The following is a 15,007-nucleotide window of genomic DNA, read 5'->3' as shown; positions in this document are numbered from 1 at the left end:
GTTTACGAAGAATCTTTCTTTTACTTTTTATCGTTTTATACCATTTATCATTGTCATTATTTCATCTGTCGTTTGAAGTGCCTTAGCATTCATAGAATATACCCTTTGTGTACTTATCATATCTACCATACTTTTAGATAGATCTGCATTAGATTCCTCTAAAAAGTATTGATTTATAGATCCAAAGTCTTCATCTTCAAATGAAGTATATAGCTCAGCACCTTCTTTAAGTAAATATTTACCTCCATCAAGTGGCAAAAGATTGTCTGGGTTATCTGGCTTATATAATACTACTCTGCCAAGGTTTATTTCTTGGCCGTTTTCTATCTTGCTTATCTGACCATTTTTAGCTATATTTATATTACCATTCCAACTTTCAAATGGTTGGTATATTTCCATATCCAAATAGTTTCCTGATTCATCTAAAACACTGCCATCTGCATCCTGATAAAAACTTCCATTTCTAGTTAAAAGAAGGTTTCCATTTCCATCTCTTACTCCAAAAAATCCTTCTCCGCCAATTGCCATACTAAACTTTTCAGAGGATGGAGTTATAGTACCTTGATTAAAAGTTGTTTTTGTATATCCTGCTTTTGATCCCATATTGAGTGCAAAGTCTTCAGCCTTATCAGACTTTAAAACATCACCTTCAACTTCTCTTAAACGAAGTTCTTCAAAGTTTACTTCTTTTCTTTTATATCCATGAGTGTTTACATTTGCTAAATTATGAGCTATACCATCCATTTTCCTTTGATGAGCTTTTATTCCTGTTTTGTTTAAAGATAAAACATTGTACATTTATAAATCACCCCTATAATCTTCCTATATCATTTACAGCTTTTGAAAGTGTCTCATCAGCAGTCTGTATCATCTTTTGATTTGACTCAAATTCTCTTGAAGTCTCTATCATCTTTACTATTTGATCTGTAAAGTCTACATTTGATGATTCCAAGTAGTTTTGCATAATTCTAGGATCCTCTATAATATTTACTCCACCATTTGTAGTATATATAGTATTACCCATATCTATAAAATCATCATAGTTATTAAACTCTGATATTACAAATCTTGAATCAGATCCAATTATCCTTCCAGAATGGTCTACCTTAAAATCTTCATCTACATATGTAGGACCTATGCTTCCATCCCCTCTTTGGGTAAGTACCCTTTCACCAGTTTGCGTTACTAGTGCTCCATCTTCTTCTATTCTAAAGTTACCATTTCTAGTATATCCTCTTCCACCATTTTGAAGCTGTACAGTAAAGAAACCTTCTCCTTGAATAGCAAAATCTGTAAAGTTTTCCGTTTGATAAAGTGCACCGTCCTTAAGGTTTGTTATCGTTTCATCTATTTGATTACCAAATATAAAATCACCTAAAACTTGTCTTTCATCCTTATCTTTTCCACCAGCATAGTTTATCATCTCATGTGGTTCTAAAGTAGATTGCATCAAAGATTTAAATTTATAACCTGGAGTATTAGCATTAGATATGTTTCCACTAGTATTTTCTTGCCTTTTTTGAAGTACATTCATATTTCTATTTACAGTATACATAGTTCTAATCATCTTTTGACTCTCCTTCATCCATCACTTTTTGTTCATAAGGGTATATCATCCCGAGGGATCTAGCTTTTTTTCTACATTTAGATTTACCTTTGACTTGTAGCTTATATTCATGAGTATGGCACTTATTATTATACCTATACCAAGTGGTATAAAGATATATGACCTTTTTTTTATGAATTCTTGTATAGATTTTTTAATAATAATACCTCCCCTTTATTGACATGTAAAAGCTTTGATATTTCATCTAAACTTTTATTTTCTTTTTCATATTTTTTTATAAGCTTATATTTTTCTAAAGAGTCTTTCTCTTTTTCTTGTTCTTCTATAGCTTTAGGTTTTTTTATTTCTTCTTCTAAAGCCTTTTTAAATAATATTTCTTCAATATCTTCAATTCTTTCTTCTAATAGTTTTGTCTTTTTCACTTCATTATTTTGAAGATTTTTGCTTTCTTGAGTCTTATCATTATAAAGCTCATCTATAAACAAATCTTTCTTCTTTAAATCCTTATTTTCCTTTTCTAAAAAAACGCCTAAAGCTATAAAAATAGATCCTAATATGACAAGTATATAAAACATTATTGTGCTCCTATTTTTTTGATTTTTTCTCTTAAACTAATTATAATTTTACTATGTATCTGTGATACTCTTGGAATAGATATATCTAGTACATGACCTATTTCTTTCAATGTAAGTTCTTCTACATAATAGAGGTTTAAGATTATCTTTTCTCTTTCTTCTAAAGTTTCTATAGCTCTTGTTAAAAGTTCACTTTGTTCGTCTTTCATAAGCTCATCTTGAGGAGAAGGTGCATCTTTGTCTTCTAAAACATCTATAATACCAAAAGTTCCTTCTTCCTGTGGGAAAAGTACACTTTCAAGTGATATATTAGATAAATCATTTACTGTCTCATGAATTTCAAATAGGTCCTTTTTTTCCATATTCATTTTTTCGCATATCTCTGCCTCTGTTGGAGTTCTCATCAGTGATATTTCAAGTTCTTCTTTTTCCCTATAATAGTTGTTTAGCTTGTCTATCCTATTTCTAGAGACCTTTCCAAGTTTTCTAAGTTCATCTATTATAGCCCCTCTAACTCTTATATGTGCATAAGTTTCAAAAGATGTACCTTTTTTATCGTCATATTTTTTAAGGGCATCAATAAGTCCTATTACTGATTCTATACATATATGTATCCCACGTTCAATACCCCAATATCTTATTATGTCTTCTTTTAAGTTCCCCCTATTAATTTTAAAAGAAACATTTTTTAAAAATATTAAATTTTGTTCCAATTCTTTAAGTTTTTTATTAATTAGGCCAATAATATCTCTTGTCATAAATATACCCCCTAACAAATAGTTTTCACTATAATTTTATCATACATTTCAACCTTTTAACAGTCAGAGTTACATTCAGACGTTCTATTTCTAGTGATAAAAGGCTCTAAAGTAAATTTCAATAGATTTACTTTAGAACCTTTTTCTTTAGTTAACTTATCCAATTTTGAGTTTAATAGTTTATGCTTGTATATCTATACTGCTTCCAAGATGTGGAGATACTGCTAGTTCTATAGCACTACTTGATTCTAATAGTTTAGCAATCTCCATTACTTCTACTTCGGCAGTATCTAATACTTTTCTAAGGAGTGACACCCCAAGTTCTTGCGTTACTTTAGCTTGGTTCATTCCTATTGACATTGATGCTATTATCTATTGGATCAATTCCTTTCTCAATAAGCCTACTTATGGTTATAAAAAAAGAGCCTAAGCTCTTTTATATTTTTTTTAATATATCTAATACATTACTATCTATATCAAGTGATTTCTTGTTCTCTTCAGTTATATCTATATATATTTCTTTTCTTAGTATATTTATATCTTCTGGGGCATCTATACCTATCTTCACTCTTCCATCTGAAACTTCAAGTATAGTTATTTCTATATCTTCTCCTATGATTATAGATTCACCTATTTTTCTATTTAAAATAAGCATACTTAAACACCTTCCTTAAATATAGGATGTTTTGTGGTGTAAGGGCTGTTGTTTAGGACAATTTGCTTGCCCTTCTTTTCCTTTAAATTTATAACTACAGGTGCTAAGAGGTTTGCTGTGCTTTTTTTGAACTCTTTTGATAAGGTTATTATAGTATATATTTCCATAAGGTTGTCACCCTTTGGATTTATATCTATGTTTTTAAGTTTATCGTCTGGAAGTTCAATGTCGTAGTCAGAAAAGAAGTCCCATGGATTTATAACTAGAAAAGATATATTTTCATTCCTTATGTCTTGTAGAAATTTAAAATGAGGTATATCTTCTAGATTTATGATAGCAAATTCCTTGCTATCTTTAAGGCCTAGTAGTCCATTGGGAAAGGATAGGACACTAGATTTGTCTATATTTACTTTTCCAAGATATTTAGTGTTTATTTCCATTTTATTACATCCTTTTTTTATATAAAGTCAAAAGATTAGATTCTTCGTTACACTCAGAATGACAAAATCAAGAGAGTAGATTTTTCACTGCCTTCCCTTACAGGACTAGTCACATAAGGGGCGTCGCAGAATGACAAGAACAAAATTCTTCGTTTCACTAGATCAAGGAGGATAAATTATAAAATAAGGATCGTATATTTTATAAAATTTAAAGAAGTATTCACTAAGTAGAAAAAAAGGTTTAGCTTCCCACTGTATGAACGTAGTGAGTTTGGGAGCTATTTTTTCTGCGTGTGATTATACTTCTTAAATTTTATATCTTACGGCCGTTTTTATAATTTATCCGGCATTATCTTAAATAGTCCATCAAGCTTGGCTGTAGTATCTTTGCTCCCATTGAAAGTGATGATTGGTAGGCTGTTGTCATCATTATATAGTTCATATAGGACTCTGCTAGGTCAACGTCTTCTTTTTCTGATAATACTCCACTTAGGTTTATATTTTCAGATTTATTTCTTTCTTCTGCTGCTTCAAGTCTGTTGTGGGTAGCTCCTATTTTGGATCTTGTTTGAAGGAGCTTGTCTATAAACTTATCAGCCTTATCTAAGTGTTCACCAGACAATTTATCAAGCTCTTTTTGATCTCCACTTTCTAAAGCTTTTACAACCTCATTTAAAAAGTTTCCTAAGTCTTCTCCACCTTCAATTTTAGTTATATCTCCACCGTCTGTTCTTAGTTCTATAGTAACTCCTTGGGCTATTTCTCTTTTTATGTTTTTATCATTACCATTGTAAGTTAATTCAAATTTCTTAGGATCAAAAGATACTCCGGGTGATTCAAATATTTCCTCTTCAATAAATGGTGGTTTATCTGTTTTTTGTCCTGCAAATATATATCTTCCGTCAAAGTTAGTATTTAGTATATCCTTAAGTTCTCCAATACTTTCTACCACTTCGTCTCTTATAGCTAATCTATCAGTTTCTGATAAGGATCCATTTGCTCCATATATTATATTATCTCTTATTTGGTTCATAGTTTTACCCGCATCATTAAGTGCTGTGTCTTGGGTTTTTACCCAACCTAGGGCATTGTTTATATTTGTATTATATTGTTCGTTTTGCTGTATATTGTCTTTCATAGAAAGTATCTTTCCTACCAGCAGGGGATTATCTGATGGTCTTGATACTGCTTTTCCTGTTGTAGCTTGTTCTTGGGCTTTCATCATTTTTCTTAAGTTTTTATTTAAGTTGTTTAAGAAAGTATTATTCATTGTATTGTTTGTTATTCTCATCTTTTACACCCCTGTTCTATTTATGAGTACATCTAACATCTCTGTAAGTGCTGATATAACTTTAGCATTTGCCTCATATGATTTTTGAAATTTTATAACATCTGTTATTTCATCGTTTATAGATACTCCGGATACTGACTCCCTACGCATTTCTAATTGGTTTGTCAAGGCTATTTGGTTGTCTACCATATTGTCTGAGTGTTGTTTGGATACACCTATTTTTATTACTATATCTCTATAGCTTCCACTTATGGTATTTCCTTCTGAAGTTTCTTGACCATCTGCATCAAGTTTTTTACTTCTAAGCCCAGCAAGTTCTAAAGCTTTGGAGTTGTCTTCTTGAGAATAGTCTTTATGTCCAACTGGTTTTTCTCCACCTCTTAAAAGACTATTATCTTCAAGTAGTTTTTCATTTATTCCTATAGTTAGAGTACCTTCAGGGTTATCATCACTAGTGTCAAATTTAAATATAGGCCCTGCAACGTCAAAGTGACTACCATTTAACTCTCCATTTTCAGGTGCATCTTTTTCATTCCTAACCTTTAAACTTCCATGAACTTCATTTATAGCCTTACCTATAGTCTTAGCTAGGTCGTTCAACTTATTCTCAGCTAGTTTTACATCGTCTAGAGCATCTATATTGCCTAGGATTTTCCCATTTTCAACATTTACTTCAACTAGGTTATCCTCATCTACAATATTTCCATCTTTATCAACAAAGTTTCCATCTTCATCAGCAAAATTTATAGTTTTAGTGTCTTCATGATACTTTATATATTGCTGTTTTCCTTCTTTACTTAATATTTCTTTTCCACCCAGCTCAATATCAGCTCTACCATATTCATCAAGCTCAACCTTAACTTCTCCTATAGCGGATAGATCTTTTAGCATGAGGTCTCTTTGGTCTAGTAGGTCGTTTGGGATCTGTCCTTTTATTGATATATTAAATATTTGTTTGTTTAAGGAACTTAGTTGTTCTACTGTAGCGTTAAAGTCTAGAACATTTTTTTCTATAGCATCATGTGTTTCCCCTTCTAAACCTTTTATTTGTCTTCCCATATGGTTTAGACTATCAGTTAGGGTCTTCATCTTTTCTACTGCTACTGTTTTATAGTTTATATCTCCTGGATTTTCACTTAAGTTTTGGAAGGCATCAAACATTTCACCTATGTTAAAGTTTAGCCCTGTATCAGATGGCTCGTTAAAGATTACTTCTAGTTGGTTTATAACATCTGATTTTTCACCAAATCTATTTAATGTACTGTTTTCAGTTCTAACCTGCTTACTTACGTGGTCGTCTATCATACGAACTACTGCTTCCATCTTTACACCAGTTCCAAGTTGTCCTACTCCTGTGTAGCTATAGGCTCTGTCTGCTTTCATATCTACCCTTTGTCTGGTGAAACCTTCTGTATTTACATTTGATATATTGTGTCCTGTAGTATGAAGGGCTGTTTGTGAAGCCATTAGTCCCTTTGTCGCTGTATTAAATGAAGAAAATATTCCTGCCATGATTTACACCCTCCTATACTTCTTTTTCTACTATATTTACACTGCTGTTTTTTTCATAGTTCCCAACATTGGAATATGTATTTGAGTTTTTAGAAGCTTTTGAAAGTGATTCTAAAAAGTTTTCTTGAAAAGAGAGAGCTTGTTTAGTTAAAAGAAGATTTATCTCTTGTAAGGAGTCTATCTCTTCTATAAGCTTTTTTATCTTTTCATCTTCTAAATCTGATCCCTTAAATTTTTCCAAGTCTTTTATGTAATTATCTTTTTGCTTTATAATGTCAAATAAAGCATCTCCATCATTTTCTATTAAAACCTTTTTTTCTTCTTCTAAAAGTTTAAATATAGATTCAAGATGCTTTATCAAGTTTTTCTTATTCATTTAAGCTTTTCTCCCTTTTGGATAAAGATATTGTCCATAATCTTTTTAGCTATAGTTTTGTCATCCACCTTATATGTTCCTTGCATTATAGCCTTTTTAATAGTTTCTACCCTTTCACTTATACCTTCATCTTTTTCTAAGTTTACAAATTGGGCAAGTCTTTTAGAAGACTCTGAGATTTGGACATCTATATTTTTATCCTTTGAAGTTTTTATTTCCTTTTTAGAGATTTCTCTTTTTTGTGAAATTTTTATATAATTATTATAGTTTTCATGAGATTTATTAATTTTCATATAAACTCCTCCTCTTTTACCTTAATAATTATATCGGAAAAATTTTTATTTTTTTAAGTCTTATCTTAAATTTCTTACTCTTTGTTCCTTGCTAAGTATGTTTGTAATTCTAATACCGAAGTTTTCGTTTATGATTACAACTTCACCTTCGGCTATAAGTTTACCGTTTACGTTTATCTCTAGAGGTTCTTCTGCTAGTTTATTTAACTCTATTACAGATCCGTTGTTAAGTGATAGAACTTCTTGTATAGTCTTTTGACTCTTGCCAAGAACTACACTAAATTCTAGTGGTACGTCCATTATTAGATCTAAGTTTCTAGGTGCTTTTCTTTTTTCTCCATCAACATCTAAGTCTTGGAATGCTGGTTTTTGAACTGTTACCTTCTTTTTCACTTCTTTTACAGGCTCCATTTCATATTCTTCGTCTTGTTTTTCTTGGTTTTTTTCTAGCTTAGGCTTTTCTTTTACCTTTTGTTTTTCTTGAACTGGTTTTACTTCTTCTTTTTCTTCTGATTCGCCTAACATTATGCTTGTTATCTCTTCTACAGTTTCCATAGTATAAACTTGCATTATTTCACTTTCTATAAGTCCTTCTACAGTTAAGTCAAATGCTATCTTGCAGATATGTTTATCACTCTTTTTTATTTCATGGTTTATAGATTCTTCGTCTTTCCAAACACTTACATCTGGTGGAAGTATGTCTATAGCCCTATTTAGCATAGTTGCCATAGATGTAGAAGCTGATCCTATCATCTGGTTCATAGCTTCTGCTACTGCGCTTATTTCAAGTTCTGTAAGTTCTTTATTGGGAGAGCTACCGTCTCCTCCCATCATAAGGTCTGCTATTATGGCTGCGTCCCCTTCGTCAACCATAAGAAAGTTGTCTCCTTCTAAACCTTCTTTAAATTCTATGTTTGCCACAACTTTTGGTATTGTACATTCTTCAATTACTGACTGAAAAGGCACTATAGACACTCTAGGTGTTGTTATAAGTACCCTATGGTTTAGTATAGAAGAAAGGGTCGTTGCTGCAGTAGACATAGATATATTTCCAACTTCTCCTATTATATCTTTTTTCACACTATCTAGTTCTTCTACTTTTTCCTCTTCTTTTTCTTCCTTTTTCCCGCCACCATTTTTATTTAATAATGCATCTATTTCTTCTTGAGATAAAAAATCATTACTCATCTTGTTCACCTTCTTCTATAAATTTGAGTATTTCTACTCCTAGTTTTTCTTCGACTTGTCCTGGTTTTACAAGGAAGTGTAGTTTGTCTTCTACATAAAGCTTTAGTGGATCTTTTGACTTTACATCTAGCTGTATTATATCTCCAAGCTCTAGTTCTAAAAAGTCACTTACTGTTATCTCTGATTTCCCAAGTAGAACCTCAAGATCTACCTGCGCTGTCATAAGATTGTCTGTAAGTATATCTTTACTTTTATCATTTACATCTTTCTCAAAGTCAAACCAGTTTCTAAAACTTAATTTATCAAGTATATTTTCAAAAGATATGTATGGTATACATATATTTATAAAACTTTTCTTTTTAAATATTTCCACTGTAAAACTTGCAAGTATAACCGGCTCATTTGGTGACATGTTTTGTCCTAGTTGTGGATTTGTTTCTAGAGACAGGATCTTAGGATTTGTTTCTATTATTTCACTCCAAGATATTTCAAATCCTTTTAAAATATCTCCTACTACTTCTTCTAACATACCTAGTTCTATGTCAGTAAACTTATCCTTTTTTTCTAATTTTTGAGTATAATCAGTAGACCCCCCTCCACATAAAAGCTCTACTGCTTGTATGCAAAACTGTGGGTTTATCTCTAACATTTGAGTACCGCTTAGACCATCTGCACTAAACAGTGTTAGGAGTGTAAACTTTGGCATAGAACGGATAAATTCGTCATAACTCATCTGTTCTACAGCGCCAAGTGTTATATTCACTCCATGTCTAAGCTGGGTTGTTAAAAGGTTAGATGTAACTTTAGAAAAGTTTTCAAATATCATATGTAGAGTGTTTGTATACTCTTTTGATAATTTTATAGGTCTCCTAAAATCATACAGTCTAACTTTTACTTCTTCTTCCTCTTCTTTTAAAGCTTCTGGATCTAATTCTCCAGTATTTAAGGCATTTAAAAGACTATCTATTTCTTGTTGTGATAATACTTGGCTCACATCTATCCCTCATTTTTATAAAGTAATGAATCTATATCTATAATATTTATTACTCTATTTTCAATTCTATATATTCCTAGTATTCCATCATTATCTATATTGAAATTTTCTATTTTTTCTTCTTCAATATTTACTACTTCTATTACTTCTTTTACTAAAATACCTATTCTTTCTTCTTCATTTTCTACTATTATAATATTATTGTAACATGAATCTTCTTCTTGTAATAATAATTTATTCATATTTATAAGTGTTACAACATTTCCTCTTAAGTTTATTAGCCCTTCTGTCCAATCTTCTGAATTTGGTACATTGGTTAGAGATATGGTCTTTGTTATCTCTTCTACCTCTTTTGTGTTTATTGCATAATATTTATCATTTAAGGTAAATATGATTATCTGCATATCTTCACCTACCTATCCCATTACTCTTTCTATTGATTGAAGTACCCTATCTGTATCAAATGGCTTTACTATAAAGTCAAGTGCCCCTGATTGTATAGCTTCCATAACCATTGATTGCTGGCCCATAGCACTGCACATTATAACCTTAGCATCTGCATTTGCAGATTTTATCTCTTTTAGTGCTGCTACTCCATCCATCTCTGGCATTGTTATATCCATAGTCACTAAATCTGGAGATTCTTGTTTAAATTTTTCCACTGCTTCTACACCATTTTGGGCTTCCGCTACTACTTCATAACCATTTTTTTCTAATATATCTCTTAATTTCATTCTCATAAAAACTGCATCATCTACTATTAATACTTTTTTTGACATTTTCTTTCCCCCTAAACTCCTAATGTTTTAAATAAATTTTCTAATACTCCTGGTCTCGGTACAAAATAAAGCGAAGTATCGATTTTGTTTCCATTGTAGGAAAATTCATTTTTGATAATCATTATATTTTCATCATAATATTCTGTTTCCATATAAACACTACTAAGTACAGCTCCAAACATATCTGTTATTTGAAGTGGTATAGATGTTATAAGGTTTGCATCTATCATCTTGCTTATAGCATTTAAAAATGATGAAACTGTTATATTGACAAGTTCTACAAGTGCAGAGTTTTCTATTTCTTCTGACATATCTTCGTCACTTCTCATCATCATTTTAGCTAGATCACTTGTAGCTTCTTCTGATGCTACAAATACAAATATGCCTTCTCCATCACCCAACATATTCATTATAACAGAATTTATTACTTTGTCTTCAGCCATAATATTTTTATAAACTTCTTCATAACTTAAAACCTCTATAATAGGCACTGTCATATCGATTCTTTTATTTAAAAGTTTAGATAAACTTGTAGCTGCATTTCCTCCACCTATATTTACAACTTCCTTTAAGCAGTCAATTTGTAGAGGTGTATATTTGCTATCAATCACTTTTATCAGTTCCCCTCTTCCTTACATAAGTTTCCTACATCTAATATAAGAGTTATATCTCCATTTCCAAGTATTGTAGCTCCTAGATATTCCTTCATGTTTCCAAGAGTTCCACTTAGTTTTTTTATAGCTATTTCTTGTTGCCCTATAAGATCATCTACCAAAAGTGCGTAGTATTTATGTCCCAGGGTTATAAGTATCAAGTGATTGTTTTGGCTAGTTGATTCTATGCCGAGTTTTTCATTTATTCTTATAACAGGTACCATACTTTCTCTATATACATAGATTTCTTTATCATGTGATAGAATTATTTCTTCTTTTTTTACTTTTACTATAGTTTCTATTATACCAAGAGGAAGTGCAAATGTCTCCTCTCCTATTTTAACCATAAGGGCTTGTATGATAGATAAGGTAAGCGGAAGTTTAATTGTAAAGGTAGATCCTTCATTTACTACACTTTCTACATCTATACTTCCTCCAAGACTTATTATCTTTTGTCTTACTACGTCCATACCAACGCCTCTACCCGATACATTTGTAACATTTTCTACAGTAGAAAATCCTGGATGAAATATTAAGTTTACCATATCTCTTTCATTTAAGCCCTTTGTTTCTATACCTTTTCTTTGGGCGCTTTTTTCTATTACCTGAGGATCTAAACCTTTACCATCATCTTTTACTATTAGTATTACTCTGTTTCCTTCTTGATAAGCAGTGAGGTTTATAAGGCCTTTTTTAGGTTTTTCAAGTTCTTTTCTTCTTTCACGTGATTCTATCCCGTGGTCTGCAGCATTTCTTATAAGGTGAACTAAGGGCTCTGCTAGTTCACTTACAACTGTTCTATCAAGCTCTGTTTCTTCTCCTTGAATAAGAAGTTCTATATCCTTATCTAATTCTTTAGAAAGGTCTCTTATCATCCTTGGAAATCTATTGAGGACTACATTTACAGGTTGCATCCTTATCTTTAAGACTAAATCTTGAAGTTCAGATGTTATTCTTTCAACATTTTCCAGTGGTTCATATATTTCTGTTGCCTTATATTTTGTACTTAAGTCTTCTAGTCTTGTCCTATATATTACAAGTTCTGATACAAGGTTCATAAATCTATCAAGTCTACTTAAGTCTACTCTTATAGATTGATTCATAGTATGGTGACTACTAGATTTACTAGATGTATTTTCTTTTTCTTTTGTAGGCTTAACAGTTTTACTTTCTTCTTCTTTTTCTTCTCCTTTATTTTTTATTTCATCATCTGAAACTTCTACAGCCTTTGATAGTTTTGATGTTTGTAATTCTTCTACTTTTATAGTTTCTATTTCTACATTGTTGTTTATATTTTCTTCTACTTCTTCTAGGCTCATTTTACTTAAATATATTATTTTAAATACCTTATCAAAATCGCCTTCTTCTAATTTTTCAGCAGCAGGTTCTAGATGAATTACATCACCATTTTGTTCTAATTTGTTTATAATAAGATAAGATCTTGCACCTTTTAATATACATTTGTCATCTAGCCTTATTGCTATTGTATATGCCTTGTATGATCTTTCTTTTCCATTGTTTATTAGCATCTTTAAAGTTTCATCTAGTTCATTTTCTGAAATAGTCGTAAAATCTTCCACATCCGATTTTTCCTTTTTAGTATCTCCAGAACTTAAAGCTTCTAGTTCTTCTAATAGTTCACTTATATCATACTCTTTTTCTATATCTTCTCTCAAGTCTTCTACTATTTCCGATAGTTTATCAAGACATGAAAATATAAGTGTTATAACTTCTCCTCTTATTTTTAAGCTTCCATTTTTAAATAACTCAAATACATTTTCCATGCTATGGGTCAGTTCTGTCATAGTCTTATATCCCATAGTTGCTGCCATTCCCTTTAAAGTGTGTGCCGCCCTAAATATTTCATCTAAAAGCCCCTTTTCTTCAGGGTGTTCTTCTAGTTCTAATATACAATCGTTTAAAGTTTGTAAGTATTCATCTGTCTCTTCAAAAAAAAGTTCACGATATTTAGTAGTATCATCCATTCTTTACACTCCTTTTACCTTATACTTTTTCATATATAAATGTAGATAGTTTTCTAAATCCTAGTTTTTCAGGATTATATATGCTTTCTGTTGCCCCTGTAAATAAAACGCCTCCTGGAACTAAAGCATCATTAAACTTTTTATATATTTCATCTTTTACTTCATTTTTAAAGTATATGGTCACATTTCTACATATTATTATGTGAAATCCAGTTCCATATCTACCTAGTATTAAATCATGTTTCTTAAATTCTACCATCTTTTTAATATTTTTATCTATATTATATAGGTCCTTTTCCAATACAAAGTATCTTTTTAAATCCACACTGTCTAGGTTTTTTATTTCCGTTTCTTTGTAACTTCCTTCTTTTGCTCTAGTTAAGATCATTTCATCTATATCAGTTGCAAGTATCTTACCTTTTATAGGTAAATTGTTCTTATCCATTATTATACCTAATGAATATGGTTCACTTCCTATAGAACACGCTGCACTCCATATTTTTAAAGGACCAAATTTAGGATTTAGATCGCTTGTAACTATTCTTTCAAACTCACTAAATATATCCTTATTTCTAAAAAAATCTGTTACATTTATAGTTATATAGTCTAGAAATTGCTGCTTTATATTTGCATCTTTTTCTATAAGTTTACTATACTCTTCTAAGCTTGCCGCTCCTCCATTTCTCATAACTGTTGTTATCCTTCTTTGAAGTTGTTTTTGTTTGTATGCACGTAAGTCTAAATTTAGTTTTTTCTTTGCCCAATCATAAAAATAATCAAATTTTAATTCCATTATTTCACCCTTAATATATTATTTAAGGTTTTAGATATGTTCTCTAAGCTCAAAACCTCATCTACTAATCCATTTTCAATAGCACTTCCTGGCATACCAAAGACTACACTTGTAGCTTCATCTTGTGCTATTGTAGTACCACCTTTTTCTTTTATCTTTTTCATTCCATCCGTCCCGTCTCTTCCCATTCCAGTAAGTATTATGCCAACTAACTTTTCTCTATATGTTTTAGCAGCGCTTTCAAAAAGATAGTCTACAGCCGGTCTTACTCCATGCAGTTTTTCTTCTTTTGATAACTTTATACTTCCATTTTCAAGCCTCATGTGAAAATCTCCCGGTGCTATATATATAGTTCCATTTTCTATTTTCATATTATCCTTTGCTTCTACTACCCTTGCTCCTGTAAGCTTGTCTAATCTTTCTGCAAATGATAAGGTAAAGCCCTTTGGCATATGTTGAGTTATAAATATTGGTATATTTATGGAAGGAAGATTTTCTATTAAATATACTAACGCTTTAGGTCCTCCTGTAGACGCACCTATTACTATTGCATTTGTTTTAGATATATCATTACTTAAACTAATCTTTTTTCTTTCATTATTAGTACAGTTTTTACAAGCAACAAGCGATCCTACTTTTAACTCTAATTCATTTTTAAATTTATCTAGGTTCTCATTTAAATTTTCCGGCTTTTCTATGAAATCTATAGCTCCAAGTTCTAATGCTTTTATAGTTGTATCTGTTTTCGTAATAGAACTTAGCATTATAACAGGTATGTCGTAGTTGTTTTTTATCTCCTTTAAAGTTTCTATGCCGTTAAGTTTTGGCATTTCTATATCTAAAGTTATAATATCAGGCTTTAGCCTATCAATCTTTTCTAATGCATCTATTCCATTTCTAGCTATGCCAGCTACTTTTATGCCTTCTACATCTTTAATAGAATCTGATATTATCTTTCTCATAAATGCTGAATCATCCACTACCATCAATCTTTTGTCCATAATACCACACCCCTAAAGTCTTTTAATTTCTTTACTACCATTTTTTATACTTACGTAAAAGTTTTCTAAATCAACAACCATAGTTCGTCCTATTTTTCCTCCTGTGTCACTTGAGATAATAGGTATATTAAGGTCTTTTAGTATGAT

20 protein-coding genes are annotated in these 15,007 nt (G+C 31.0%); all 20 read right to left on the bottom strand.

Annotated features, from left to right (window positions below):
- Positions 1–27: 27 nt before the first annotated feature.
- Positions 28–798 carry a flagellar hook-basal body protein gene (locus tag ACTHW2_RS02075; RefSeq protein ID WP_442262069.1) on the bottom strand — a complete coding sequence of 257 codons (771 nt, stop codon included), beginning with the start codon at positions 796–798 and terminating at the stop codon, positions 28–30.
- Between the two features lie 13 nt (positions 799–811).
- Complete coding sequence (locus ACTHW2_RS02070) at positions 812–1,567, bottom strand: flagellar hook-basal body protein (protein WP_442262068.1); 756 nt, start codon at positions 1,565–1,567, stop codon at positions 812–814.
- Between the two features lie 170 nt (positions 1,568–1,737).
- Positions 1,738–2,142, bottom strand: a complete 405-nt coding sequence (locus ACTHW2_RS02065; protein ID WP_442262067.1) for a hypothetical protein — start codon at positions 2,140–2,142, stop codon at positions 1,738–1,740.
- Complete coding sequence (locus ACTHW2_RS02060; protein WP_442262066.1) at positions 2,142–2,900, bottom strand: FliA/WhiG family RNA polymerase sigma factor; 759 nt, start codon at positions 2,898–2,900, stop codon at positions 2,142–2,144. Before ACTHW2_RS02060 ends, ACTHW2_RS02065 begins: the two co-directional genes overlap by 1 nt.
- Before the next feature lie 180 nt (positions 2,901–3,080).
- Entirely contained in the window at positions 3,081–3,260 is a 180-nt protein-coding gene (locus tag ACTHW2_RS02055) for a YjfB family protein (RefSeq protein WP_442262065.1), read from the bottom strand.
- A 76-nt stretch (positions 3,261–3,336) separates the two neighbouring features.
- Complete coding sequence (gene csrA / locus ACTHW2_RS02050; protein WP_442262064.1) at positions 3,337–3,555, bottom strand: carbon storage regulator CsrA; 219 nt, start codon at positions 3,553–3,555, stop codon at positions 3,337–3,339.
- A 2-nt stretch (positions 3,556–3,557) separates the two neighbouring features.
- Positions 3,558–3,995: a flagellar assembly protein FliW gene (fliW, locus tag ACTHW2_RS02045; RefSeq protein WP_442262063.1), complete on the bottom strand. Its 438-nt coding sequence runs from the start codon at positions 3,993–3,995 to the stop codon at positions 3,558–3,560.
- Between the two features lie 349 nt (positions 3,996–4,344).
- Positions 4,345–5,286: a flagellar hook-associated protein FlgL gene (gene flgL / locus ACTHW2_RS02040; protein ID WP_442262062.1), complete on the bottom strand. Its 942-nt coding sequence runs from the start codon at positions 5,284–5,286 to the stop codon at positions 4,345–4,347.
- 3 nt (positions 5,287–5,289) lie between these two features.
- A complete protein-coding gene (gene flgK / locus ACTHW2_RS02035) occupies positions 5,290–6,798 on the bottom strand; it encodes a flagellar hook-associated protein FlgK (RefSeq protein WP_442262061.1) in 1,509 nt (502 codons plus the stop codon).
- 13 nt (positions 6,799–6,811) lie between these two features.
- Positions 6,812–7,174 carry a hypothetical protein gene (locus ACTHW2_RS02030; protein ID WP_442262060.1) on the bottom strand — a complete coding sequence of 121 codons (363 nt, stop codon included), beginning with the start codon at positions 7,172–7,174 and terminating at the stop codon, positions 6,812–6,814.
- Positions 7,171–7,467 carry a flagellar biosynthesis anti-sigma factor FlgM gene (gene flgM / locus ACTHW2_RS02025; RefSeq protein WP_442262059.1) on the bottom strand — a complete coding sequence of 99 codons (297 nt, stop codon included), beginning with the start codon at positions 7,465–7,467 and terminating at the stop codon, positions 7,171–7,173. The genes ACTHW2_RS02030 and flgM overlap by 4 nt, the downstream gene beginning before the upstream one ends.
- Positions 7,468–7,527: 60 nt before the next feature.
- On the bottom strand, positions 7,528–8,655 hold the full coding sequence (fliY, locus tag ACTHW2_RS02020) for a flagellar motor switch phosphatase FliY (protein WP_442262058.1): 1,128 nt from the start codon (positions 8,653–8,655) through the stop codon (positions 7,528–7,530).
- A complete protein-coding gene (fliM, locus tag ACTHW2_RS02015; protein WP_442262057.1) occupies positions 8,648–9,649 on the bottom strand; it encodes a flagellar motor switch protein FliM in 1,002 nt (333 codons plus the stop codon). The genes fliY and fliM overlap by 8 nt, the downstream gene beginning before the upstream one ends.
- Before the next feature lie 2 nt (positions 9,650–9,651).
- Positions 9,652–10,053 carry a chemotaxis protein CheW gene (locus ACTHW2_RS02010; RefSeq protein ID WP_442262056.1) on the bottom strand — a complete coding sequence of 134 codons (402 nt, stop codon included), beginning with the start codon at positions 10,051–10,053 and terminating at the stop codon, positions 9,652–9,654.
- A gap of 12 nt (positions 10,054–10,065) precedes the next feature.
- A complete protein-coding gene (locus ACTHW2_RS02005) occupies positions 10,066–10,428 on the bottom strand; it encodes a response regulator (protein WP_442262055.1) in 363 nt (120 codons plus the stop codon).
- 11 nt (positions 10,429–10,439) lie between these two features.
- Positions 10,440–11,039 (bottom strand): chemotaxis protein CheC, encoded by a 600-nt coding sequence (locus ACTHW2_RS02000; protein WP_442262054.1) that lies wholly within the window; start codon positions 11,037–11,039, stop codon positions 10,440–10,442.
- Positions 11,040–11,044: 5 nt separating this feature from the next.
- On the bottom strand, positions 11,045–13,066 hold the full coding sequence (locus tag ACTHW2_RS01995) for a chemotaxis protein CheW (RefSeq protein WP_442262053.1): 2,022 nt from the start codon (positions 13,064–13,066) through the stop codon (positions 11,045–11,047).
- A gap of 19 nt (positions 13,067–13,085) precedes the next feature.
- Positions 13,086–13,859 carry a CheR family methyltransferase gene (locus ACTHW2_RS01990; RefSeq protein ID WP_442262052.1) on the bottom strand — a complete coding sequence of 258 codons (774 nt, stop codon included), beginning with the start codon at positions 13,857–13,859 and terminating at the stop codon, positions 13,086–13,088.
- Positions 13,859–14,860, bottom strand: coding sequence for a protein-glutamate methylesterase/protein-glutamine glutaminase (locus ACTHW2_RS01985; protein ID WP_442262051.1), 1,002 nt, complete (start codon positions 14,858–14,860; stop codon positions 13,859–13,861). Before ACTHW2_RS01985 ends, ACTHW2_RS01990 begins: the two co-directional genes overlap by 1 nt.
- Positions 14,861–14,872: 12 nt before the next feature.
- Positions 14,873–15,004 carry a hypothetical protein gene (locus tag ACTHW2_RS01980; protein WP_442262070.1) on the bottom strand — a complete coding sequence of 44 codons (132 nt, stop codon included), beginning with the start codon at positions 15,002–15,004 and terminating at the stop codon, positions 14,873–14,875.
- Between the last annotated feature and the right edge of the window lie 3 nt (positions 15,005–15,007).

Source organism: Tissierella sp. (genome assembly GCF_052089545.1).
Taxonomy (GTDB): domain Bacteria; phylum Bacillota; class Clostridia; order Tissierellales; family Tissierellaceae; genus Tissierella_A.
This window is presented reverse-complemented; position numbering and strand designations above follow the sequence as displayed.